At 63.1% G+C, this 24491-nt stretch carries 24 protein-coding genes; 14 read left to right on the forward strand and 10 right to left on the reverse strand.

Annotated features, from left to right (window positions below; translation table 11 throughout):
- The 5 genes from CRJ03_RS03670 to CRJ03_RS03690 form a co-directional block, all read right to left on the reverse strand.
- A partial coding sequence (locus tag CRJ03_RS03670) for a transposase family protein (protein ID WP_500690879.1) occupies window positions 1–359 on the reverse strand: 359 nt, incomplete at its 3' end.
- Between the two features lie 229 nt (window positions 360–588).
- Window positions 589–1314: an aspartate/glutamate racemase family protein gene (locus CRJ03_RS03675; RefSeq protein WP_104017570.1), complete on the reverse strand. Its 726-nt coding sequence runs from the start codon at window positions 1312–1314 to the stop codon at window positions 589–591.
- A 13-nt stretch (window positions 1315–1327) separates the two neighbouring features.
- Complete coding sequence (locus CRJ03_RS03680) at window positions 1328–2566, reverse strand: NAD(P)/FAD-dependent oxidoreductase (protein ID WP_104017571.1); 1239 nt, start codon at window positions 2564–2566, stop codon at window positions 1328–1330.
- Window positions 2567–2569: 3 nt separating this feature from the next.
- Window positions 2570–4783: a TRAP transporter permease gene (locus CRJ03_RS03685; RefSeq protein WP_104017572.1), complete on the reverse strand. Its 2214-nt coding sequence runs from the start codon at window positions 4781–4783 to the stop codon at window positions 2570–2572.
- A 96-nt stretch (window positions 4784–4879) separates the two neighbouring features.
- Window positions 4880–5890, reverse strand: a complete 1011-nt coding sequence (locus tag CRJ03_RS03690) for a TAXI family TRAP transporter solute-binding subunit (RefSeq protein ID WP_104017573.1) — start codon at window positions 5888–5890, stop codon at window positions 4880–4882.
- Between the two features lie 147 nt (window positions 5891–6037).
- On the opposite strand from CRJ03_RS03690, the gene CRJ03_RS03695 reads away from it, so the two are divergent.
- Window positions 6038–6985, forward strand: coding sequence for a LysR family transcriptional regulator (locus tag CRJ03_RS03695; protein WP_104017574.1), 948 nt, complete (start codon window positions 6038–6040; stop codon window positions 6983–6985).
- 74 nt (window positions 6986–7059) lie between these two features.
- On the opposite strand, the gene CRJ03_RS03700 is transcribed toward CRJ03_RS03695, so the two are convergent.
- Window positions 7060–7817 (reverse strand): IS5 family transposase gene (locus tag CRJ03_RS03700; RefSeq protein ID WP_104017575.1). Its coding sequence is split into 2 segments (ribosomal slippage): window positions 7060–7493 and window positions 7493–7817, totalling 759 coding nucleotides; the frame shifts between segments, so codons are not numbered across the junction.
- Between the two features lie 261 nt (window positions 7818–8078).
- On the opposite strand from CRJ03_RS03700, the gene CRJ03_RS03705 reads away from it, so the two are divergent.
- Window positions 8079–9056, forward strand: a complete 978-nt coding sequence (locus CRJ03_RS03705) for a winged helix-turn-helix transcriptional regulator (RefSeq protein ID WP_206018288.1) — start codon at window positions 8079–8081, stop codon at window positions 9054–9056.
- A gap of 2 nt (window positions 9057–9058) precedes the next feature.
- Here the strand turns inward: CRJ03_RS03705 and CRJ03_RS03710 are convergent, their stop codons facing one another.
- Genes CRJ03_RS03710 through CRJ03_RS03725 form a run of 4 tightly spaced genes read right to left on the reverse strand, consistent with a single transcriptional unit; the run spans window position 9059 to window position 12392 of the window.
- Entirely contained in the window at window positions 9059–10033 is a 975-nt protein-coding gene (locus CRJ03_RS03710; protein WP_104017576.1) for a branched-chain amino acid ABC transporter permease, read from the reverse strand.
- The gene (locus CRJ03_RS03715) at window positions 10034–10921 is read right to left on the reverse strand and encodes a branched-chain amino acid ABC transporter permease (RefSeq protein ID WP_104017577.1); all 888 of its coding nucleotides are present in this window, start codon (window positions 10919–10921) and stop codon (window positions 10034–10036) included.
- 15 nt (window positions 10922–10936) lie between these two features.
- A complete protein-coding gene (locus CRJ03_RS03720) occupies window positions 10937–11641 on the reverse strand; it encodes an ABC transporter ATP-binding protein (protein ID WP_206018289.1) in 705 nt (234 codons plus the stop codon).
- Window positions 11634–12392 (reverse strand): ABC transporter ATP-binding protein, encoded by a 759-nt coding sequence (locus CRJ03_RS03725; protein WP_104017579.1) that lies wholly within the window; start codon window positions 12390–12392, stop codon window positions 11634–11636. The genes CRJ03_RS03720 and CRJ03_RS03725 overlap by 8 nt, the downstream gene beginning before the upstream one ends.
- 282 nt (window positions 12393–12674) lie before the next feature.
- Here CRJ03_RS03725 and CRJ03_RS03730 point away from each other — a divergent pair, with 282 nt between their 5' ends.
- Genes CRJ03_RS03730 through CRJ03_RS03785 form a run of 12 tightly spaced genes read left to right on the forward strand, consistent with a single transcriptional unit; the run spans window position 12675 to window position 24437 of the window.
- The gene (locus tag CRJ03_RS03730) at window positions 12675–13892 is read left to right on the forward strand and encodes an ABC transporter substrate-binding protein (RefSeq protein ID WP_104017580.1); all 1218 of its coding nucleotides are present in this window, start codon (window positions 12675–12677) and stop codon (window positions 13890–13892) included.
- A gap of 52 nt (window positions 13893–13944) precedes the next feature.
- Window positions 13945–14403 carry an SRPBCC family protein gene (locus CRJ03_RS03735; protein ID WP_104017581.1) on the forward strand — a complete coding sequence of 153 codons (459 nt, stop codon included), beginning with the start codon at window positions 13945–13947 and terminating at the stop codon, window positions 14401–14403.
- Window positions 14400–15167, forward strand: a complete 768-nt coding sequence (locus CRJ03_RS03740) for an enoyl-CoA hydratase-related protein (protein WP_104017582.1) — start codon at window positions 14400–14402, stop codon at window positions 15165–15167. Before CRJ03_RS03735 ends, CRJ03_RS03740 begins: the two co-directional genes overlap by 4 nt.
- 1 nt (window position 15168) lies before the next feature.
- Entirely contained in the window at window positions 15169–16029 is an 861-nt protein-coding gene (locus tag CRJ03_RS03745; protein WP_104017583.1) for an FAD binding domain-containing protein, read from the forward strand.
- Complete coding sequence (locus CRJ03_RS03750; protein ID WP_104017584.1) at window positions 16026–16502, forward strand: (2Fe-2S)-binding protein; 477 nt, start codon at window positions 16026–16028, stop codon at window positions 16500–16502. The genes CRJ03_RS03745 and CRJ03_RS03750 overlap by 4 nt, the downstream gene beginning before the upstream one ends.
- Window positions 16499–17260 carry an N-acyl homoserine lactonase family protein gene (locus CRJ03_RS03755; protein ID WP_104017585.1) on the forward strand — a complete coding sequence of 254 codons (762 nt, stop codon included), beginning with the start codon at window positions 16499–16501 and terminating at the stop codon, window positions 17258–17260. The genes CRJ03_RS03750 and CRJ03_RS03755 overlap by 4 nt, the downstream gene beginning before the upstream one ends.
- The gene (locus CRJ03_RS03760) at window positions 17253–19637 is read left to right on the forward strand and encodes a xanthine dehydrogenase family protein molybdopterin-binding subunit (RefSeq protein WP_104017586.1); all 2385 of its coding nucleotides are present in this window, start codon (window positions 17253–17255) and stop codon (window positions 19635–19637) included. Before CRJ03_RS03755 ends, CRJ03_RS03760 begins: the two co-directional genes overlap by 8 nt.
- A 4-nt stretch (window positions 19638–19641) precedes the next feature.
- Window positions 19642–20397, forward strand: a complete 756-nt coding sequence (locus CRJ03_RS03765) for an SDR family NAD(P)-dependent oxidoreductase (protein ID WP_104017587.1) — start codon at window positions 19642–19644, stop codon at window positions 20395–20397.
- Between the two features lie 27 nt (window positions 20398–20424).
- A complete protein-coding gene (locus CRJ03_RS03770) occupies window positions 20425–21969 on the forward strand; it encodes a class I adenylate-forming enzyme family protein (protein ID WP_104017588.1) in 1545 nt (514 codons plus the stop codon).
- Window positions 21970–21976: 7 nt separating this feature from the next.
- Complete coding sequence (locus CRJ03_RS03775) at window positions 21977–23137, forward strand: iron-containing alcohol dehydrogenase (RefSeq protein ID WP_104017589.1); 1161 nt, start codon at window positions 21977–21979, stop codon at window positions 23135–23137.
- Entirely contained in the window at window positions 23137–23622 is a 486-nt protein-coding gene (locus CRJ03_RS03780; protein WP_206018290.1) for an acyl-CoA thioesterase, read from the forward strand. The genes CRJ03_RS03775 and CRJ03_RS03780 overlap by 1 nt, the downstream gene beginning before the upstream one ends.
- Complete coding sequence (locus tag CRJ03_RS03785; RefSeq protein WP_104017591.1) at window positions 23619–24437, forward strand: IS5 family transposase; 819 nt, start codon at window positions 23619–23621, stop codon at window positions 24435–24437. Before CRJ03_RS03780 ends, CRJ03_RS03785 begins: the two co-directional genes overlap by 4 nt.
- Window positions 24438–24491: the final 54 nt, after the last annotated feature.

Genomic DNA, 24491 nt, shown 5'->3' on the forward strand with positions numbered 1-24491 from the left:
TCGCCATCCACGTCCGGCAGGCGTGATATGCCATGGCGCTGCAGACAGCGATGCAGAGAAGATCGCGTCAAATGCGGGATCGAGGGCTGCAGGGCATAGAGACAATCATCCAGAGGCAGCAGCGTGTGCCGCCGGAAGGCAACGATCATGGCCTCCTCTTGCTCACTGAGAACGGTAGAGCGCGGAGTTCTCGGGCCGGTCTTCTGATCCTCAACCGTCTGGCGCTTCCGCCACTTCGCAACCGTCTTGGGGTTGATCCCCAACTCCCGACTCAGCTCCGCGAGCGAAGCCCGCGATCGCTGTATTGCAGCTCTGACGGCGTGCGTGGTCATGGCGCTGCCATGACGAACTTGTCCCATAATGCTTCCTTCCATTCCCGCGAAAGGATCACACCATCAAACCGTGGGATTGAACACATAGTCGACATACAAGCACTCCCTACTCGCTGAGCTTCTTCCTAAAACTCGCGAAGACCTTGACGGCCTTTTCCTGCGTTGACGCATCCCGCCGAGGATCATCCGGAAAACCGAGTCCCGGCCGCTCCGCGATTGTTCTGCCATCAAGGCCGGGAGAACCCCGCCGGCGTTTTCAGATAAAGCCGGAGTAGGGCTCTCGCTTTACGCAGGTTGCAACCATGCCGGAGAGCGTCGTCAGGTCGAAGACGGGCCGGGACAACGCCTCCTGAATTAGATGGGCATAGGGTGGCAGATCGGTGCATTCCAACACGATCGCGCCGATCTCGGGTGCCCGGCGGATCAGCGTCTGTCCGGCCTCGATCACGTCGGATGCCACTTTCTCGAGGTCCATCTGCGCCCGCTCATTTCGCAGGATCACGGCCGCAAACTCCGTGGTGTCTTCAAGCCCCTGGATTTCGACCGGGACATCGCCCGCGCCAACATTTCTCATATGGTCCGTGGTCAGGGCCGTCGATGACGCGGTCACGATGCCGACCGGTGCGGCCGTCATGTGATGAACCATCGGCACCTGGATCAGCGAGGACACGAAAACAGGGACCGAAACCGCTGCGGCGATTTCGTTCTGAAACAGTGCGAGAAAGCCGCAGGAGCCCGTGATCGCCCTAACGCCCTGAGCCTCTAGGCTACGGGCCGCCTCGATGATCCGATTCTTCATCCCGCCGTCCGGGTTGTTGAGCAGCGCCGGCACCGTAATGCCATCGAGAATCTCGTAAGTGACAGTGAAGTTGAGGCTGGAGGGGTTCTTGATATGGCCCGGCGGTTTGGGGAAATAGCTTTCGAGGGCAAGTACGCCGATCGTGATGCCGCATATGTTCTGACCGCCCGGATAGATTGGCACTTTGGGATTCCTTTCAGAAACGGGTTGGTGAGAAGGATGACAGATCGACGTTCGGCGTCGCCCCGGTCGCGATATCGGCGACGATCCGGCCAGTCTTGGCGGCCATCATCAAGCCGTAATGACTGTGCCCGAAAGCGGTGATCAGGTCGGGAAATCCGTCGATTTCGCCGATGCAGGGAAGGCTGTCGGGCAAGCTCGGACGTTGACCGGACCATGTCGAGTAATCGTCTGTCCTGAGATGTGGCGACAGCCTGCCCGCAACCTGGATCAGCGCGGCGAGGCGTTTCTCGTTCACTGGCGAATCAAGCCCGGCGAATTCGGCCGTGCCGGCCACGCGCAGTCCTTGCTCCATCGTCGAGGCGACGAACTTGTTGTCCACGTCCATGACCGAGTTGTTGAGCGTGATACCAGGTGCGGAGAAGTTGATGTGATAGCCGCGTTCGGATTGCAGCGGGATGCGGATGCCCAGTGGCTTGAGCAGTTCTGCGGACCATACACCCATCGCCAGGACAAGCTTGGGCACCTGGTAGCTGCCCTGGTCCGTGATGCAGGACCACCCGCCCTGCTCCAGCGGGTGTATGCTCTGAACCGTCGCCCGCAACAATTCGCCGCCCTGTCTGCGGAACTTGTCCGAAAGGACCTGACCCAGGCGCCCCGGCGAGATCGCGCGGGCCTGCCCCTTGATCACGATTGCCGCTTCGAAATCCTCCGAGAGGGCCGGCTCGAGCTGGCGCAATTCCTCGCCATCGACCCTGTCCAGTTCGGCCCCGGCCCCCCGGCGCAATTCGTTCTCGAGGGAATCGAGACGCGCCGCCCGTCCATCGCGAAAGGCGTGGATGTAGTGGCTGTCACGGATGAGGTCCTCGTGCCCGGTGCCGGCAAGATGCTGGCGGTAGAGCGAGACGCAATCGCGGTTGAGCATTTCCATCGCCGCGGAAATGTCGCGCACCTTGTCCTCGCGACCGTACGCGAGGAAGCGCAGACCCCAAGGTAGCATGCGCGGCAGGTGGCCGGGCCTGACCGTGACCGGACCCAGAGGGTCGATCAGCCAACCGGGGATTTTCTTCCACAGACCCGGCATGGATTGCGGCACGATAGACCAGGGCGAGATGACACCGGCATTGCCAAAGGATGTCGCCTGCCCCGGATCGTCCCGGTCGATCAGGCGGACATTCAGCCCGCGTTCGAGCAGGGACAGCCCGGTGGAGATGCCGACGATCCCGGCACCGAGGACGGTAACGTCATTCACCATTGCTCAGGCCTCCGCGAGCGCACGGCGACGCTGCAGGAGTTGGCTGACAATGGCCGGACCGGCGATGATCAGCGCGACCAGATCGGCCTGGAGGGAAGGAGCGATGAAGACGAGCCCGGCCAGTGCCATCAGCCAGCGGAACATGGCGCCCATTGGCGCGAGCCAATACCCGACAACCGCCGCCGACAGGCATACCACCCCCAGGATGCAGCTCGTCGCGGTATAGGTGAATTCCCACAGATCGAACCCGGTGGACGAGACGATGAGCAGCACGGGCGCGTAAACGAAGGCCATCGGCGCCACCACCTTGCCCAATCCGAGCGTGAAGGCGGAAATCCCGGTGCGGAACGGGTTCGACCCCGCGATTGCCGCAGCAGCATATGCCGATGTGCAAACCGGCGGAGTGATTTCCGCAACGACACCATAATAGAGGACGAACATGTGGCTGGCGATCGGCGGAATGCCCAGCTGGGAGAGGGCCGGCTGCGCCACCGATACGAGCATGATGTAGAGCGCCGTCGTCGGCACCCCGGCCCCCATCAGGATGCAGGCAAGGGCGATGAAGACCAGACTGATAAACAGTGTCAGGTCCTGCATCGAAAAGAGTTCCCAGGACCCGTAGGTGAAAAGCCCGTGCAGATCGGATCCGAGATTGGTGGCCGTCTGCGTGACCATGAAACCGATGCGAAACCCGATGCCGGTCGTGTTGATCACCCCGATGACGATCCCGACAGCCGCCGCTGCCGCGCCGACGGCCAAGGCGTACTTGACCCCCGTTTCGAACGTGTCGGCCATCTCTGCCAGGGTCGTGCGCCGCTGCGGGTTCAGCGAGACGATCACCGCCCCTGCCACCAGGATCGCGGACATGCCGAAATCGAAGCCGCCGCCGAGATACTTCCAGATGACGAAGGCAACGAAGGCGGTAGGATAAACGAGGGTAAGCGGCTCCTTCACGCGGCTCATACCCGCGATGATCGACAGGGAAATTCCGCAAAACGCCGACATGTATGGCGTGTAGCCCGAGAACAGCACGACCAGCAGGCCGATGAGAGGCACAACGTTTGCCCAGCCTTCGCGCCAGACCGCCGCAAGTTGCGGCAGCTTGTCCGCTTCCAGTCCCTTCAGGCCCAACCGACGGGCCATAAGGTGGACCACCGAGAAGACGCCGACATAATGCAGGAGCGCGGGAAAGATCGCAGCGATGACAATCGTGGTATAGGGAAGCTCCAGGAACTCGGCCATGATGAACGCCGCCGCGCCCATGATCGGCGGTGTGATCTGCCCGCCCGCACTCGCCGCAGCCTCGACACCCCCCGCGAAATGGCCCGGATAGCCCAGTCGCTTCATGTTCGGAATGGTCAGGGCCCCGGTCGACACCGTATTGGCCACCGAGGAGCCGGAGATCGTCCCGAAAAAGGCCGATGACACCACCGACACCTTCGCTGGCCCGCCGGTATACCTCCCCGCAAGGATCGTGGCGTTGTCGATGAACAACTGCCCCAGCCCCGTGCGCTGCGCGATGACGCCGAAGAGCACGAAATGGAACACGATGGTCGAGACGACCCAGAGTGTTACGCCAAAGATGCCTTCCTGCGGGAAATACATCGACGACACGAAGGTCCGGAAATTGACGCCCGGATGCTGGAGCAGCCCGGGAAAGACCGGCCCGAACAAGGCATAGGAGATGAACACGCAGATGATGAGCGGCAGGACCCAGCCCAGCGTCCGACGCGCGATGTCCAGCACCAGGAGGATCAGGATGCCACCAAAGAGCATGTCGTAATTGTTGGGATTGCCCATCCGAAACGTCTGTTCCTCGATCCCGAGAGCCGGGATGCCCCGCCAGGCCAGCCCAAGATACAGCGCAGACGCAACGCCAAGCGCCATCAGGAGCATGTCGAGAAGTGGAACGCCTCCGAGGTGGAACGTTCCGACCTTGTAGTCGAAGGCCTTTTTTGTCGGGACCAGCGGAAACAGCGCATAGGTGAGAATGAACAGGCCCGACAGGTGCCAGCCCATGTGCCAGTAATCCGGCGGAAGCGCGAACCCTGCGGTCAGGTAATGATAGGTTGCGAAGGTCAGGGCGACATAGCGCAGCACCTTGGCAAAGCCCGGCCCGACGGTGCGCGTTGCAGCCCCCTCGTCGAATTTCTTCTCGATCCTGCTCAGATCTTCGCCAGACACGTCATGCGCCTTCTGGTCGGTTGCGTTGCCCATGTGTGGTCTCTTTGCAGTTCAGGGTCGCAAGCGGCGTCGGGAGAGCGGGCACCCGGCCCGCCGCTCCCGTGTCGCGCAATACGAAAGTAGTGGTTGTTACTCGAGGGCGCCGACTTCCTTGTAGTATTTTTCGGCTCCTGGATGCAGCGGAACTCCAAGGTTCATGACCCCATCGAGCGCCGTATCGAGCGTGATCTGCTTGCCCTTCGCATGGCCATTGTCGAGCAGGTTGCGGGTATTGTCGTTCCACAGGGCCTTGGTGATTCCGTAGACAAGCTCTTCGCTCAGGTCCGACGAGACAACCAGAAGTGCCGAAACCGCGGGCGTCTTCACTTCATAGTCGATGCCCTCGTACACACCTGCGGGAATGCTCGACGGAATGTATGCGGGGATGATCTCGTTGATCTTCGCGAGGTCCTCTTCGGAGAAGCTGTGCAGTTCCATGCCCTTGGTGGTGGCCAGCTGGACCATCGCAGAGACCGGCCAGCCCGCGGCATAGAAATATGCATCAAGCTGCCCGTCGGCGAGGCGCTCAGCAGACTGGCTGTTGTTCAGCTCGGCCTCTTCCATGTTTTCACGCGTCACGCCCCAGGCTTCGAGCATCTGGAGAACCGCAACCTGGGTTCCCGAACCGGCTTGCGCGATGCCGACACGCTTGCCCGCCAGATCGCCCAGATTGTCGATCGAGTCGCCCTTGGGCAGGACGAGGTGAAGATCCTCGGGAAAGAGATTCGCGACGATGCGCAGCTTCTCGTGCGGCTTGCCGTCGAACTTGCCTTCGCCCAGGTACATCGAGCGCGTCACGTCCGCCGCCGCCATGCCGGCTTCGAGCTGGCCATTCTGAACGGCCGTGTTGTTGAACACCGAGGCGGTCGTGGATTGAGCGATTGCGATCAAGCCGGGCACACCGCATTGTCCGCCTTCGTCGCATGGCCGCGATCCCGGCGGTGCGGAGATGCCATTGGCGATGGTGCCGCCTATGGGAAAGTATGTGCCGCCGGCGGACCCGGTACCGATCCGGAAGAACGACGAATCCTGAGCCGCTGCAGCGCCGGCTGTCAGAACCGCGGCCAACGAAGCGGCGGTCAATCTTGCATAGAGTCCCATGTCTTGTCTCCCTTTTTGAACGTGGCCGGAAAGAGGCAGGCCGCTCGCCCGGTGCTTTCGGCCTCGGGGAAGTTTGAAGCCAACAATGAAATAAAAGCAAATTTGAAATATGTTTGTTATACAAAATTTTTCTTATAAGAAGAGTGTATGAATCTTCAGCAGTTGGCCGTCTTCCGTGAGATCATGAATACCGGGTCGTTGAGTGCCGCCGCGCGAAACCTGCATCGCACGCAACCTGCGATCAGTGCTGCACTGAAGGCTCTTGAGGCATCTCTTGGCATGGAGCTGTTTCATCGTGAGGGCCGCCGACTCTCCCCGGTCCCCGAGGCGCGTTACCTGCTTTCCGAAGCCGAAGAGATCCTCGATCGGGTGTCTGCCACCAGATCCAACCTAGCCGGCATGCGTGACCGGGTCCGTGGAACGCTTCGCATTGTCACCATGCCTGGCCCGTCCGCGTTTCTGATGCCGCAATTCGTAAGCCGGTTCATCGGCGATGCGCGCGATATCAGGGTTACGCTCTCGACCCGAAGCTCTCCACAAATCCTGAACCTGATTGCCGCACAGAGCTTCGACATCGGGTTCTGCGACATGGGGACCCGTTCCGAGACGGAGGATCGCTGGCAAAGCGAACTTTTTTCGGAGCTGGTCACAACCTGCACCTGTTTGTGCGCTTTGCCAGCCGATCATCCGCTTGCCGATCGCGGCACGGTCACTGCTGAGAATCTTGACGGTGAGCCAATGGGCGCATTGCAACCTGGGCACGTCACGGTCCGGGATACGCAAAGAGCGTTCGACGCGTGCGGGGCGGAGTTCAACCTTTGTGTGGACGCCCAGTATTTTGTCCCGCTATTCCATTTCATCGAGGCGGGGCAAATCTGCGCAGTTGTCGATCCGTTGAGCGCAGAGAGCTATCTTCGGCTGAGAGGGGAGAACGCCAGTGTCAAGTTCAAGAGGTTCGAGCCGTCCGTACCGTTCGCATATTCGCTGATCACTCCGCAACAGCGCCGCCCGTCGTTGCTCGCGCAGGAGTTTGCCGCGCAGTGGCATAATTATGTGCGACAGATCTTGGAAACGCCCCTGATGACGAGTGATTGAAGGACGCCCGCGAAGTCGAGGGGACACGCGAAGTGAATCGCCCTGCCCTTACCGGATACCTCTAGGGTCAGGATTCATAACCAGTAGATGACGACTGCGGCGAGGGCGATGGCTGAAAGGAAGACCTTCGGACAACGGTCATAACGTGTCGCCACGCGCCGCCAATCCTTGAGCCTGCCAAACATGATCTCGATGCGGTTGCGCCGTTTGTATCGGCGTTTGTCGTATTGCACGGTCGTCTTGCGCTGCTTTCGGCCCGGGATACAGGCGCGTATCCCTTTGTCTTTCAACGCATCTCGGAACCAGTCGGCGTCATAGCCACGATCCCCGAGCAGCCAGTCGACCTTTGGTAGGCTGCTCAGTAGCGCTCGCGCACCGATGTAGTCGCTGACCTGCCCAGCGGTGACGAACAGGCTGAGCGGCCGCCCTTGGCTGTCACAGATGGCATGCAGTTTGGTATTCATGCCGCCCTTGGTTCGACCAATGAGGCGACCGCGCCCCCCTTTTTCGCGGCCATGCTGGTCGCGGTGCGGTGTGCCTTCAGGTAGGTCGCGTCGATCATCACGGTCTTTTCCTCGCCGTGTTCGGCGGCCAGACCGACCATCATCCGTGCAAAGATACCTTTCTCGCTCCAACGCCTCCACCGGCTATAAAGCGTCTTGTGCGGTCCGTAGGCTTCTGGAGCGTCTCGCCAGCGTAACCCGTTGCGGTTGATAAATATAATCCCGCTCAACACTCGTCTATCATCGACCCGCGGCTTGCCGTGCGACTTCGGGAAGAAAGGGGAAAGCTTGGCCATCTGCTCGTCGGTCAGCCAGAAAAGGTCGCTCATGTCACCGCTCCGTTTTTCGGGCCGTGAATCACGCAGCGCGTTGGAAATCAATGCATCCTGACCCTAATCTCTGACACGGATGCCTCCCTCGCGTTGGTTCCTACGAAACCGTTATGGCACATTCGATCCCGTCGGGTGGGGGCATCCACCGCATCAGTTCACAGCGCTCGGCTGGAAATCACCCGTGGCCTTCGAACAAAGGGCCGCCTAGAATGAGTACCTGACCGGAACAGAACCGGTGCAGATCCAATCAGGCAAGGCATGAGAGGCGACGGCGGAATGGACGGCGAGGTGCAGACAAAGCAGGGTCCGATGGAGCGGAACTGTTCGGTGCGCGGCACGGTCGAGATCGTCCTCGACAGCTGGTCCTTTCTCATCATCCGCGAAGCGTTCTTTGGAATCCGCAAGTTTGACCGGTTCCAGGAACGGCTGGGCATCCCGCGCCAGACGCTTGCCGCCCGTCTTTCCGCGCTGATAGAGAACGGGATCTTTGTTCTCAGCCGCAAGGAAGGAGAGCCGGGTCGGCAATATTTCTTTACCGAACGCGGCAAGGATCTATTCCAGACCATGCTGGCCCTGATGGAATTCGGCGACATCTGGCTGCGCGGCGAGGACGAACCGCCGCTGCAAATGCGCCATCTGTCCTGTGGCCACGAAATGCATCCGGTCACGGTCTGTTCCGAATGCCTGCAACCCGTCTCGACCGGCACGGTGCATTTCCGCGACGGCCCCGGTGCGGGCTTTGGCCCGGCCTCCGTTCGCCCTCGCACCCGGCGCAGTTCCGATCCGAAAGTCCTGCAACGTGTCCGGCCCTGTTCGGTTGCGCGGTCCCTGGCAATCATCGGTGACAAGTGGAGCTTTCTTGTGCTCCGCGAGGCCTATTTCGGCGTGCGCCGATACGACGAGATGCGCGAGAAGTTGGGGATTGCCTCGAACGTTCTGGCTGACCGGCTGGCGAGACTGGTCGAAGCCGGAATCTTTGACAAGGTGCCTTATGGGCCAGGGGCGGGGCGCTCAGAATATCGCTTCACCGAAATGGGTCGGGCGCTCTACAAGCCGATGATCGTGATGATGGCCTGGGGCGATCGGTGGCTGAACCCCGGTGCTGCGCCGCTCAGGCTGAGGCATCGCGATTGCGGTCAGGATTTCGTTCCGCTCGTGGTGTGCAGTGATTGCCGGGTGCCCCTGATGGCGAACGAGACCGACTATTCCCCGCGCTACGTCCTTGCCGTGCCATAGGGCTACTGCCTTCGTTCGAGCATGGCGGTGATGCGGGCGCGGGTTTCGCCCCAGATGCCACGGCGGAACAGCATGACGCAGGCCATGAAGATCACCCCGATCACCAGCGAGACAGGCAGCCCGCTGGTGGTCAGCACATGCTCAAGCGCGACGACGAAGGCCGATCCGATGATCGGCCCGGCAAAGGTGCCCAGCCCGCCGATCAGCGTCATCAGCACGACCTCGCCCGACAGGTGCCAGGACACATTGTTCAGCGCGGCCAGCTGGAACGAGAGGACCTTGAGGGATCCGGCCAGGCCGGACAGCCCTGCGGACAGCACAAAGGCAATCAGCTTGTAACGCGCCACGTCGAGGCCAAGCGAAACCGCGCGCGGCTCGTTCTCGCGGATCGCGGCCAGCACATGGCCGAATGGCGAATGCACGAAGCGCCAGATCGCCATCAGACCGACCACGACGAGGGCGAGAACGACGAAGTACATCGCCCGGATGTCGGAGAGGTCGATCAGACCCAGCAACATGCCACGCGGGACCGACTGGATACCGTCCTCGCCATTGGTAAAGGGCATCTGCACGGCGAGGAAATAGATCATCTGCGCCAGCGCCAGCGTTATCATGGCAAAATAGATGCCATAGCGGCGGATGCCTATCAGTCCGAAGATCAGCCCCAACACCGCGGCGAAGACGACGCCAAGCAGCACAGACAGCTCGAAGGGCAGGCCCCAGGCCTTTGCGGCATGGGCGGTGACATAGGCCGCGCCGCCAAAGAACGCCGCATGTCCCAGCGAGAGCAGACCGGCATAGCCCAGCACAAGATTCAGCGCAGAAGCGAAGAGCGCCAGACAGAACACATTCATCAGGAACAGGGGATAGACCGCGAAGGGCGCAATCAGCAGAGCCAGCGCAAGGGCCACGAGGGCACCCCATTTCAGCCAGGGCCGGTTAAGTGTGGAGAGGATCGAGGTCACGAGCGTGGTCATTTAAGTCTCCCGTCCGAACAGGCCCGCAGGGCGGACGATGAGGACCAGCACCATTACGACGAATATCACCATGGTGGAGCCCGAGGGATAGAAAGTCTTGGTCAGCCCCTCGATCACACCAAGCGCGAGGCCGGTCAGGATCGACCCGCCAATGGAGCCGAGCCCTCCGATGACGACCACGGCAAAGACCACGATGATCAGGTTAGACCCCATGCCCGGACTGACCTGATAGATCGGCGCGGCCAACACGCCGGCGAACCCGGCCAGCCCGACGCAGAACCCGTATGTCAGGGTCAGCAGCAGCGGCACGTTGATCCCGAAAGCCGTGACAAGCGAGGGGTTCTCGGTCGCCGCTCGCAGCCAGGCACCCAGCCGGGTCTTTTCGATAACAAGCCAGACCAGCAGGCAGACGGTGACCGAGGCGACGATAACCCAGGCGCGATAGATCGGCAGGATCATGAACCCCAGATTGAAGATGCCGGTCAGCGCCTCGGGTACAGGATAGGGCTTGCCCGCCGAGCCGAAGACATAACGGAACAGCCCCTCCATCGCCAGCGCCAGCCCGAAGGTGAATAGAAGTGAATAGAGATGGTCGATCCGGTAGAGGTGGCGCAGCGCCAGCCGTTCGACCAGTACGCCAAACGCGCCGACGACGACCGGCACTACGATCAGCGAGGCCCAGTAGTTCAGGCCAAGGTAGGACAGGCACAGCCAGGTGACGAAGGCCCCGAACATGTAGAAGGCACCGTGGGCGAAGTTGATGACGTTCAGCATTCCGAAGATCACCGCCAGCCCGAGGCTGAGCACCGCGTAGAACGACCCGTTGATAAGGCCCAGCATGATCTGACCCAGCAGGACGACCACGGGCACGCCGAAAATGTCGGGCATATCTTTTCCTTCCTGTCAGACGCCGAGGTAGGCGTCGATGCGCGACATGTCTGCCTTGAGCGCCTCGTTGGTGAATTCGTTCACGATCCGGCCCTGTTCCATCACGTAGTGACGGTCGGCATTGGCCACGGCAAAGCGGATATTCTGTTCGACCAGGATGATGGTCAGGCCGAGCGACTTCAGCGTGCCGAGCGCGCGGGCAATATCCTCGACGATCACCGGGGCCAGACCCTCGGTCGGTTCGTCCAGCAGGATGAAATCTGCTCCGGTCCGCAGAATGCGGGCGATGGCCAGCATCTGCTGTTCGCCGCCGGACAGTCGGGTGCCGATGATGCGGTCGCGTCCCTTGAGATTGGGGAACAGGTCGTGGATCTGCGCGACGTTCATCCCGCCCGACCGCACGATGGGCGGCAGGACAAGGTTTTCGGCCACGGTCAGCGACGAGAAGATGCCGCGTTCCTCCGGAACGTAACCAAGGCCAAGCCGCGCAATCCGGTGAGGCGCCGTGGCCAGCAGATCGTGACCGTCCAGCGTGGCCGTGCCGGTGCGCTTGCGCAGCACACCCATGAGCGCGCGCATCGTCGTCGTCTTGCCCGCCCCGTTGCGGCCCAGCAGGGTGACGACCTCGCCCCGGTTCACATGGAATTCTGCGCCATGCAGGATGTGGCTTTCGCCGTACCAGCTGTGGAGATTTGCGACAGTCAGGCGGCGCTCAGTCATGGCCGCCCCCGATATAGGCCTGCCGCACCTCGGCATCGGCCGAGACCGTGTCATAGTCGCCCTCGGCGATGATCTCGCCCCGGCGCAGGACGGTGATCCGGTCAGAGATGTCGGCAACCACCGAAAGGTTGTGCTCTACCATTACAACGGTCCGCCCCTTGGCGACCCGCTGAATCAGCTGCGCCATGCGCTGGATGTCCTCCTGACCCATTCCGGCCATGGGTTCGTCCAGCAGGATCACCCGCGGCTCCATCGCAAGGGTCGTAGCCAGCTCCAGCGCGCGTTTGCGTCCATAGGGCAGCTCGACCGCGATGCGACGGGCATAGGAGTCCAGCCCGACATCCTCCAACAGCGCATCGACCGCCGCATCGTGCCGGCGCAACCCGGCATCCGATTTCCAGAAGCCGAAGGTTTCCCGATGGCGCGATTGCAGCGCGACGCGGACATTTTCATGGACGCTGAGGTGCGGAAACACCGAGGAGATCTGGAAGGATCGCACCAGCCCACGCTGCGCAAGCGACGCGGGGCGGGCGCGGGTGATGTCTTCACCGTCATAGAAGATCTGCCCGGAACTGGGCGCAAGGAATCGCGTCAGCAGATTGAACAGCGTGCTTTTCCCGGCCCCGTTCGGACCGATCAGCGCGTGCAGCGTGCCTTGGCGCACCGCGAAGTTCACTGCGTTCACAGCAACGAAGCCGCTGAATTCACGCGTCAAACCGCGCGTCTCCAGAATGGCTGGATGGCTTTCCATTTTCCTCCCCCCGGTCGTCTTGTCGGCAGCTTGCGTGTCACTGCCGATGCACGACTTCGTGTAGTCCGGTCTTGACGAAGCTAATCCCGTATAGTCTATTCGTGCAAGTCAAAATATGCGAACCAAAATATCAACGCGGAGGGAGGAGAGCCAGGAGATTGTTGCTAAGAGCTGATAATTAGCCAGTTTCAACGGTATAATCAGACACTTTCTTATAGGCTCCGAGCAGCTAAGTTCGATAACACAACTAAACTTGCCGCACTGCGGCGTAGGGAGGAAGAGATGAACAAACGATTCGCAACCCAGGTTATTGGCGGGGCCATCGCGGCCTGTCTGGCCGCTGTTCCGGCAATTGCCGCAGACGATCAGGTCAAGATCGGCGTGTTGACCGACATGAGCGGTCAGTTCAGCCACGAGTCCGGACAAGGTGCAGTTACCGCCGTGCAGATGGCGGTCGAGGATTTCGGCGGCTCGGTACTGGGCAAGCCGATCGAAGTGCTGGTCGGGGATCACCAGAACAAGCCCGAGATTGCGGCCGCGACCGCGCAGGAATGGTATGAAGGGCAGGGCGTGACACTGATCAGTAATCTGATCAATTCCGGGATCGCCCTTTCGGTCGCGCAGATCGCGGCGGACAAGAAAGGCATCGCCATCGTCACCGGGTCCGGATCGTCGAGGCTGACAGGCGCAGGCTGCACGTCGAACTCGATCCACTATGCCTATGACACCTTTGCGCTGGCGAACGGCACGGCGAACGAGCTTGTGGCGCAGGGCAAGAAGAAGTGGTTCTTCTTGACCGCCGACTATGCCTTCGGCCACGCACTGGAGGGCGATGCCTCGGCCATCGTGGCCAAGGCAGGCGGCGAGGTCGTCGGCAACGTGCTTTACCCGATCGAGACCTCTGATCACTCGGCCTTCATGCTTCAGGCACAGGCCTCACCGGCGGATGTTGTTGGAATTGCCGGGTCGGGTACGACCTTCATCAACGCCGTGAAATCAGCGCGCGAATTCGGCATTGCCGACAGCGGCAAGCTGACCGCCGGGCTGCTGGTCTGGCTGACCGACGTCAAGGCCCTGGGCCTCGAGGCGGCGCAGGGCATGATCCTGACCAACGCCTTCTACTGGGACCAGGACGACGAGAGCCGCGCCTTCGCCGAACGGTTCAAGGAGAAGATGGGCGTCATGCCGCACATGGGAGATGCCGGCGACTACTCCTCGACCATGCATTACCTGAAGGCCGTCGAAGCGGCCGGCACGACCGAGGCGCAGGCCGTTATGGCCAAAATGCGCGAGATGCCGATCGACGACTTCTTCGCCAAGGGCGGCCACATCCGTGAAGACGGCCGGATGGTGCACGACATGTATGTCTATCAGGTCAAGACCCCCGCCGAATCCACCGGCGAATGGGACGTCTACAAACTGGTCCAGACCATTCCCGGCGACAAGGCATTCCGCCCGCTGGCCGAGAGTGACTGCCCGCTTGTGAAGAAAACCAACTGAGACAAAGGCGCCGGGACCTCTGCGTCCCGGCGCCAGTCGAACGGATAAGCCAATGAAACTGCAAGACAGCGTTACCCTTCCCTGCGATCGGGCCACTGCCTGGGCCGCCCTGAACGACCCCGATGTGCTACGGCGCTGCATTCCCGGCTGCGAGTCGCTGGAGCAGGACGCGCCGGACCACCTCAGCGCCAAGGTTGCACTGAAGGTCGGGCCGGTGAAGGCCCGCTTTGCCGGCGAAGTCACGCTGACCGAGATCGTGCCGCCCGAAGGCTATCTGCTGAGCGGAGAGGGCAAGGGCGGCGTCGCCGGTTTTGCCAAGGGCTCGGCTCGGGTGCGGCTGGAAGAGGTTGGCCCGCAGGAGACGGTCCTGCATTACGACGCGTCAGCAGATGTGGGCGGCAAGCTCGCGCAGCTCGGCTCGCGTCTTCTGGATTCCACTGCGCAGAAACTGGCGCGCCAGTTCTTCGACAGCTTCCGCGATTGTGTCGCCGAAGCCGGGGCAGGTGCATGAGCGATATCGAGATCACCCGAGAGGACGGTATCGCCATCGTCACGATCAACCGCCCGAAGCAGCGCAACTCTGTCACCTACGCGATGTGGCGGGAGTTCGGCGATGTCTTCGGCGCGCTGTCCGCTGACCGATCGGTCCGGGCGATCCTGCTGACCGGCGCGGGCACGGATTTTTCGGCCGGGGCGGACATCGCGGAATTCGCCACTGTCCGGGACGATCTGGCCAAGGCCAAGGAATACGAGGTGGCCGTGGATTTCGGTTGCGCGGGGATCGCCCACGCGGCGAAGCCCGTGATTGCGGTCAATCTGGGCTACACTCTGGGAGGCGGCATGCATCTGGCGATGTCGGCGGACTTCCGGTTCGTGCACCCCGAGGCGCAGTTCGGCATCCCGGCAGCGCGCCTCTCCATCGTTTACGGCGTGCAGGCGACGCGCAAGCTGCTGGCACTGGTCGGGCTGACAAACGCCAAGCGCATCCTCTTCTCCGGCGAACGCTTCGGCGCGCAAGAGGCGCTGGAGATTGGTTTCGCCGACCGTCTCTGCGACGATCCGATGGCCGAGGCGATGGCCTATACTGGCACGCTGACCGAGGTTGCGCCCCTGTCGCAGGGCGGGGCGAAATATATCCTGAACGGCCTGACACTCGGTACGTTCGATGCTGCCGAAGCTGATGTGCTGATCGACTCCGCCGCCGCCAGCCGGGACTATGCCGAGGGACGCGCGGCGTTTGCCGAAAAGCGCGCGCCGCAGTTCGAGGGGCGATGAGATGAAACCTGCCCCCTTCGAATACCTGCGGCCCAGAACGCTGCACGAGGCCATCGCGGCGCTGGCCCATGATGACGCCAAGATTCTTGCGGGCGGGCAGAGCCTGGTCCCGATGATGAACTTCCGCCTCGTCAGCCCCGAACGGCTGGTCGATATCAACGGCCTTTCCGACCTTGCCACGATCTCCGAAACCGGGGGTAGCCTGCGCATAGGCGCGCTTGTCCGCCACGCCCAGGCAGCACGCGACCCGTTACTCGCACGGCATCTGCCCGTGGTGGCCGAGACGATGGCTCATGTCGCCCACGTTGCGATCCGCAATCGGGGGACCATTGGTGGCTCGCTGGTCCATGCAGACCCCTCGGCCGAATGGCCGCTGCTGGTGCGACTGCTGGACGGTGTGCTTGAACTGCTGGGCCCCGATGGCCAGCGCGCCGTCGCACCCGAGGATTTCTTCATTGCTCCGCTCGTCACCGACCTGGCCGAGGACGAGGTGCTGACCGGAGTGCTGCTGCCGGTGCCCGATCCCGACATGGGCATGGCCTTTGACGAGGTCTCACTGCGCGCGGGCGATTTCGCGATGGTCGCCTGCGGGGCGAACGTCATGCTCGACGACGGGCGGATCGCCTCTGCTCGCCTCGCCTTCGGTGGCCTTGGCGACGTGCCACTGCGCATGGAGGCGGTCGAAGCGGCGCTGGTCGGTCAGACCCCGGACGCCATTGCCGGCATCGTCGCCGACTGCGCCGAAGGACTGGACCCGAACGAGGACATGCATGCCTCGGTCGCCTACCGCAGACGCCTTGCGCCGGTTCTGGCCCGGCGGGTGCTGGAACGCGCGGCCGGACGGGCAGGAGGACGCACATGATCGACATCACACTCACCGTCAACGGCGAGGAAATGACCGGCCGGGCAGAAAGTCGGATGCTGGCCAGCGACTTCCTGCGCGATGTGCTGGGTCTGACCGGCACCCATGTCGGATGCGAACACGGCGTCTGCGGTGCCTGCACGATCCGACTGAACGGCACAACCGCGCGGTCCTGCCTGCTGTTCGCCGCGCAGCTTGAGGGGGCCGAGATCGTGACGGTCGAGGGCCTTGGTTCGCCCCGCAAGATGCATAGCATTCAGGAGGCGTTTCGCCGCCATCACGCTCTGCAGTGCGGGTTCTGCACACCGGGCTTCCTGATGACGGTCGCCGAGATCCTCGAGACCGAGACACTCGAAACGGATGCAGAGATCCGGGAGGCGCTGTCGGGCAACCTGTGCCGGTGCACGGGGTATGAACACATTGTCCGCGCGGTGCGCGATCTGGTGAATGAACGGGACGGGGTGGCAGCATGAAGATGCATGTACTGGACGGCGGGCGGTTGCGGATGCGGCGGCGGATATATGTTCCCGACGCCGACAAGACCGAGCCGATCGAGCTGCCCGTCATCGCGATCCTGTTTCGCCACCCTGACGGCAACGTCCTGTACGATACCGGCTGCCATCCTTCGGTTTCAGAGGATGCCGAGGCCAGGTGGGGCAAGCTGGCCGGGGTGATGACACCGATCGGCGCGCATACGGCGAATGTGATCGACAATCTTGCCGCGCTTGATCTTGCACCGGGGGATATCGACGTGGTGGTGAACTCGCATTTCCACCCGGACCATTGTGGCTGCAACGAATTCTTCACCGAAGCGCGCTTCGTGGTGCATGAGGCGGAACTGGCCGCCGCGCGGGCCGAAGGTGCGGCGGCGCAGGGCTACATGCCGCAGGAATGGGACCACCCGATGCCGATGCTGACGGTTGGTGAGGGGCATGACGTGATGGGCGACGGCCGTCTGACCTGCTTGCATCTGCCCGGCCACACGCCCGGGCTGATGGGTCTGCTGGCCGAACTGGAGCAGACCGGAAAGGTGCTCTGCGTGTCGGACGCGGTCAGCCTGCGCCGCAACCTCGACCATGACGAAGTGCCCAGGAATGCCGACGACCCGGAGGCGCTGCTGGCCTCTTACGCTCGCATCCGCGCCATCGAGGCGGAGGGCGCGATGGTGATCTGCGGCCATGACGATGCGCAGTGGCAGGGCCTGAGCAAAGGGGCCGACGCTTATGAATGAGTCCGTCCGCACCGCGCCGACCGAGGTCACCCGTCCGAAATACGTCGGCGAGAAGGTCCAGCGACTGGAGGACCCCCGTCTGCTGACCGGGGCGGGCCGCTATGTTGCGGATATCAAGCTGGAGCGGATGGTGCATCTGGCCTTCGTGCGTTCGGATCAGTCACACGCACGGATCCTTGGCATTGACGCGGATGATGCGCGGGCGATGACAGGCGTGATAGCCGTGCTGACGGCTGAGGATTTCACCAACATTGCCGACCTCACCGCGCCGTCGCGGATGAAGAATTACCACGCGACCCATTGCCCCATCCTGGCGCGCGACGTGGTGCGCTACGTGGGGGAGCCGGTGGCGGTTGTCGTTGCCCGTGACCGTTACCTCGCCGAAGACGCCGCGGCGCTGATCGTGGTAGATTATGAGGGGATCGAGGCCGCCTCGGATCCGGTTGCAGCGCTGAAACCCGAGGCCGTGCAATTACACGATAACGTGCCCGGGAACCTGGTCTTTGAGCGCAGCTTTGCCACCGGGGACGCGCCGGGCGAAATCGACGCTGCGCCCCATTCCGTCCGAGGCACGTTTCGCTTGCGCCGCAAGTCTCCGCTGGCCATCGAGAACCGCGCCTACGTCGCCGAATACGACCGGGGGCGGGATGCGCTGACCCTGCACGGCTCGACCCAGATCCCCGGCGTTGTGCGGGATGAACTGGCCCGGCTTCTGGATATGCCCGGCAACCGGATCCGGGTGACCGCGCCGGATGTCGGCGGCGGGTTCGGCGGCAAGGGCTCGCTCTATCCCGAGGAGGTCATCGTGACCGCCCTGGCCCGGCGGCTCGAACGCCCGGTGAAATACGTCTCGGACCGTCTGGAGGATCTGACTTCAACCAGCCAGGGCTTTGACGAGGTGGTCGAGGCAACGCTGGCCTTCGATGACGAGGGGCGCTTCCTTGCGCTTCAGGCTGACATCATCGGCGACATCGGCGCCTATTCGATCATCCCCTGGACCGCCGCCTTGGAGCCGGTGCAGGTGGCCAGCTTCCTGCCCGGTCCCTACCGCACGCCTGCGTATCTTGGCCGGGTGCGCGGTGTCTGCACGCCCAAACCACCGACCGGGCCCTATCGTGGGGTCGGCAGGCCGATGGCGGTTTTCGCGATGGAGCGGCTGGTGGACATGGCGGCGGCAAAGCTGGGGCTTGATCCGGCCGAGAGCCGGCGTCGAAACCTTGTGCGCCCGCAGGACTTCCCGTTCCGCATAGGGTCCGGGATCCGCTGGGATCACTCGGGGTTCATGGAGTGCCTGGAAAAGGCCGTTGAAGTCGTGGACCTAGACGGTTTTCGGGATCGTCAGGCCAAGGCGAGGGAGCAGGGCCGCTGGCTGGGGATCGGCATCGGGACATATGCGGAACTGACCGGCATCGGGTCGCGCATCGCCGTCGCGCCGGGGATGCCGATCAATACGGGGGCCGAGACAGCCTCGGTACGCATCGACGCAACGGGGGCCGTGACCGCAACCTTCGCCACCGCCTCTCACGGGCAAAGCCTTGAGACGACTCTTGCCCAGATCGTGGCCGAGGAACTGGGCGTGCGCCCCGGTGATGTGACCGTGGTGCAGGGCGATACCGCCGTGACAGCGCATGGCACGGGCACCTATGCCAGCCGCTCGGCCGTGATCGGCGGTGGCGCGGCCATTGTCACCACCCGGGTGCTGGTCAAGAAGGTCAAACGGGTCGCGGCACGACTCTTCGATGTCGATCCCGACAGCATCCAGACCGGCGACGGCGATATCTTTGTCCCCGGCACCAACCACCGCATCGGTTTTGGCGAACTGGCCCGCGCGGTCTATTCCGACATGACCACCCTGCCCATGGAGGCGCGCGAGACGTTGGAAGCGCAGGAGAGCTACGACCCCTTCCTCGGCACCACTACAGCCGCCACCCATATCGCAGAGGTCGAGATTGACCCCGAGACGCTGGCGATCCGGCTGACCCGCTTTCTTGTGGCCGAGGATTGCGGGCGGATGATCAACCCGATGGTGGTCGACGGCCAGGTGCATGGCGGCGTGGTGCAGGGCATCGGCGTCGCGCTGATGGAAGAGCTGCATTTCGATGAGGCCGGGCAACTGCTCTCGGCCAGCCTGGCGGATTACCTGATACCGACCTCGGCCGAGGTGCCCATGCTCGAAGTGCATCACCTTGAAACCGAACTGCCCGATAACCCCGGCGGCTTTCGCGGCATGGGCGAGGGCGGCACCATCGGTGCGCCTGCTGCCATCGCCAACGCGGTCGCCGATGCCATTGCGCATCTGGGCATTGGCATCAACAATCTGCCGATCACGCCAAGCAAATTGCATGCGTTGATCGCCGAGACACAGAAAACGGAGTAAGATTATGGAATTCGGATTGACTGGCCGCGTGGCCCTTGTGACCGGCGGCGGCCGCGACACCGGCGGCGACATCGCCCGGACCCTGACCGCCGAAGGCGCCATCGTTGCGGTGAACTATCGCAAGTCCGCGGATGAGGCCGCAGCGGTCGTGGCTGATATCGAAGCGGCGGGCGGCACGGCAAAGGCCTATCAGGCCGACATCGCCGACTACGATCAGGTCAAGGCCATGGTCGCCGCCATCGTCGCGGATCACGGCAAGGTCGATATCCTGATCAACAACGCGGGCTATGTGAAATACGGCAAATTTGTCGACTCCACGCCCGCCGACTGGAAGGCCCAGATGGATGTCTGCCTCTACGGTGCGATCCACTGCTGCCACGCTGTCGCGCCGCACATGATCGACAACAACTGGGGCCGGATCATCAGCCTGATCGGCGACAGCTCCCGTATCGGCGAGGCGAACCTGTCGATGGCCGCGGCCACCCGCGCCGGGACCGTGGCGCTTGGCAAGAGCCTGGCGCGCGAACTGGGGCGCAACAACGTCTGCGTCAATGCCGTGTCGCTCGGGCTGGTGCAGACGGCGCATTCGGACGCCGAGTTCCTCGCCAAGAACATGGAGAAGATCGTGCGCGCCTATCCGTTGCGCCGCATCGGCAAGCCCGACGATATCGCGCCGCTGGTGACCTTTCTGGCCTCCGACCAGGCCTCGTGGATCACCGGGCAGGTCATCAGCGCGAATGGCGGCTTCAGCATGGTCTGATCGCAGGCCGAAGAGGGAGGAGACACCATGATCCGCACCGATCTGATCGCCCCGCTGGCGACGCTGCTGCCCCGCCAGGCGGCGACGTTCCCGGACAAGGTGGCCTTTGAAGACCGCAACCGGTCGATAACCTACGCCGCCCTCGCGGGCGAGGTTTGCGCGCTCGCGGGCCAGTACCGGGCGCTTGGGCTGGCACCGGGCGGGACGGTTGGCGTCTGGTTGCCCAACTCCGTCGACTGGATCGTCGCGGCTCTGGCCGCGATTCGCGCAGGAGGCATCGCGGTGCCAATCGCGTTTGACGCCAAATCAGATGAGATGGCCTATCGCGTGAGCGATGCCGGGATCGCGATCCTTGTGACCCGGAGCGAAAAGACGGATGCGGTGGACGCGCTGGCAACAGATCGGCCTGAGACCCTGATCCTGACCGATCTTGACGGGACGCAACCGGACGGCGTGTCCGATTTCGCGGACCTCTGCGCGGCGCCGCCTGTCGAACTGCCGGCGGACGACATCGATGCAACCTCGATGATCGTCTATACCTCCGGCACCACCGGCAAGCCGAAGGGGGTCAAGCTGACCACCCGCTCGATGCTCTGGGTCAATGCGGCGTGCTGGGCGCCCATTGTCCATCTTGGCCCGGAAGACCGGGTTCTGTCGCCCCTCCCGCTGTTCCACTCCTACGCGCTGAACTTCTCGGTCCTGTCGATCGTCGCCAATGGTGCGGGCGAATTCATCATGGAGAAATTTTCGACCCGCGAGGCCATGGATCTGCTGGAACAGGGTAATTTCACTATCATGCCCGGCGTGCCGACCATGTTTCACTATCTGATGCTGGCCGCGAAAGAAGAGGGGTGGAACCCGTTCCATTCCGTCCGGCGCTGCGTCTCGGCCGGGGCGATCATGTCCGCCACGCTGAACGGCGCCTTTGAGGAGCAGTTCGGGATCGAACTGCTGGACGGCTACGGTATCACCGAGACTTCCACCATGGTCACGATGAATTGGCCCGGCGAGGCGCGGGTGCTTGGCTCCTGCGGGCTGCCACTGCCGGGGCTTGCTGTGCGGCTGGTGGACGCTGAAGACCACAATGTGCCTTTCGGGGAAGAGGGCGAACTGATCGTGCGCGGCCCCAATGTGATGCAGGGCTATCATGGCAAACCCGAAGCGACCGAGGCGGCGTTGAAAGCAGGTTGGTATCGCACCGGCGACCTGGCCCGGATGGACGCTGCAGGATATCTCACGATCACTGGACGGCTGAAGGAACTGATCATCCGCGGCGGCCAGAACATTGCCCCTGCCGAAGTCGAAGAGACAATCCAGACAATGGCCGGCATCCGCGATTGCGCCGTCGTCGGAGTCGCGCACGAGACTTTGGGCGAGGTGCCGGTCGCCTTCATCGTCGCCGAGAACGATCTGCCCGCGCTTCAGGCCGTCCGGGACTTTTGCGCCCGCACGCTTTCGTCATACAAGCTGCCGCATGACGTCGTGGCGGTGGCCGAGATCCCGCGGACTGGGTCCGGCAAGATCATGCGGTTCCGCCTGCGCGACGGCTATGTTCAAAACGAAAACGCCTGAGGAGCCCATGCAGCCATTCACCTTCAACACCACGAAATCCATTGTCTTTCGCCCCGGCGCATCCGCCGAACTGGCCAGCGTTGCGGGGTCCCTGTTGGGCGCGCGCGTGCTCTTCGTCACCGATCCGGGCCTGCGCAAGCTGGGGCTGTGCGACAAGGCTCTGGCCTCGCTTGACGCCGCCGGGATCGCCGTGACGGTCTTCGATCAGGTCGAGGCCGACCCCTCGCGCGCCACGCTTGAGGCCGCGGTTGAAGCGGGGCAGGCGGCAGAGGTCACCGGCGTCGTCGGCTTTGGTGGCGGGTCGTCGCTGGACGTGGCCAAGGTGTCGGCGCTGCTGCTGGGCTCGGGCGAGGATCTGGACGGGGCCTGGGGTGTCGGTCAGGCAAAGGGCCCGCGCCTGCCGCTGGTGCTGGTGCCGACCACGGCGGGCACCGGAAGCGAGGTCACGCCAGTGTCGATCATCACCGTCGGGGCCGAAGAAAAGCGCGGCGTCTCCGCGCCGATCCTGCTGCCCGACATCGCCGTTCTTGACGCGGACCTGACCCTTGGTCTGCCCGCCGCGATCACCGCCGCGACCGGGGTGGACGCGATGGTGCATGCGATCGAGGCCTTTGCCTCGGCTAACGCCAACAACAACCCGCTCAGCCAGATGCTGGCGCGCGAGGCGCTGCGCATGCTAGGCGCGAACATCGAGACCGTTGTTGTGGAGCCTGGCAATGTCGATGCACGGGGCGCGATGCTGCTCGGGTCGATGCTGGCCGGGCAGGCCTTTGCCAATTCGCCCGTCGCTGCCGTTCACGCGCTGGCCTATCCGATCGGCGGCACCTTCCACGTGCCGCATGGCCTGTCGAACGCGCTGGTCCTGCCGCATGTGCTGCGGTTCAACGCGCCCGTTGCGCATGCCGCCTACGCCGAGATCGCGGCAGACGCTTTCCCGCATCTCGCCGACATCGAAGGGGGCCAGGCCCGCTGCGCCGCCTTTATCGACGCGCTGGCCGATCTGTCGAAGCGGCTTGGGATGCAGACGCGCCTGCGCGAGGTGGATATTCCCGAAAAGGCGCTGGAAAAGATGGCTTCGGACGCGATGCTGCAGTCCCGTCTGCTGGTGAACAACCCGCGCGAGATGACCGAGGCGGATGCGCTCGCCATCTACAAGGCGGCCTGGTGATGGCCGCGCCGCGCGCAACCCGAGCCGACTACCGGGTATTTCAGGCAATCACGACGCGGTGGATGGACAACGACGTCTACGGCCACATGAACAACGTGGTGCATTATTCGCTGTTCGACACGGTGGTGAACACTTGGCTGATCAAAAAGGGACTGCTGGAACCGGGCAAGAGCGAGACCTTTGGCCTGGTGGTCGAAACCGGCTGCAAATACTTCGCCGAGATGGGGTTTCCGGACGTGATCCATGCCGGTCTGCGGGTCAGTCGCATCGGCTCCTCCTCTGTCCGGTTCGAGATCGGGCTGTTTCGGAACGACGAGCCCGAGACCTCGGCCGAGGGGTTCTTCGTTCATGTCTATGTTGACCGGAACACCCGTCGACCGACACCGATTGACGACCGCCGCCGCGCGGCCTTCGAGGCGTTGTTGCAGAACTCGGGCCATGGAGGATTCACTTGGCGAATCCATGCGGTTACACGGGCTGCATGAGCAAGCCACCTCCCGCCCGCTATCGCACGACGAACTGGTCCAACTACAACGCGTCGCTGCGCAAGCGGGGGTCTCTGCTGATCTGGGTGGACAAGGAGATGACCTGGCGCGCGCCGCGTGATGGGCGGCCTGGACGGCCCGCGGTGTTTTCCGATGCGGCCATCCAGTTCTGCCTGTCGATCAAGGTCCTGTTCAAGCTTCCATTGCGCCAGACCGCCGGGATGGTGGCCAGCCTGCTTCGACTGGCTAGCCTGGACTGGCCCGTGCCAGATTTCTCTACCCTGTGCCGCAGGCAGAGAACCCTGGCCGTTCAGGTCCCGTATCGCCGCGCCGACGGACCGTTGAACCTGCTGGTCGACAGCACCGGGATCAAGTTTCTCGGTGATGGCGAATGGCAGGCTCGCAAGCATGGATCGCAGCGACGCCGTCAGTGGCGCAAGGTACATCTGGCGATGGACCCGGCCACTTCGGACATCCGCGCCGTCGAGTTCACCCCCAGCCGCGACGGCGACAGTCCCGTGCTCCCGGACCTGCTCGGCCAAATCCCCGACAACGAGCCGATCGGTACTGTCACCGCCGACGGCGCCTACGACACACTGCGCGCGACCCGATACTATGGCCGAGCGTTCTGGAAGCGCTGGACCGGATACCACGCCCGCAGCCGGATCGACGCGAGGATGCGCTGCCTGAAAGCCTTCGGCGAGCGCATCGCCGCACGAGATCCCGACCGCCAGACCGCCGAAATCCACATCCGCATCGCCCTCATGAACCGCTTCTCCGCCCTCTGCACCGCCGAGATAGTCCGCGTGGCCTGACGTCAGCGGGGAAAGGGGAAGTCACGTCTCAGGCCCGAATTGCGCAACAACGCC

This window comes from Roseovarius nitratireducens (assembly GCF_002925845.1).
In the GTDB taxonomy this organism is placed as follows: Bacteria; Pseudomonadota; Alphaproteobacteria; order Rhodobacterales; family Rhodobacteraceae; genus Roseovarius; species Roseovarius nitratireducens.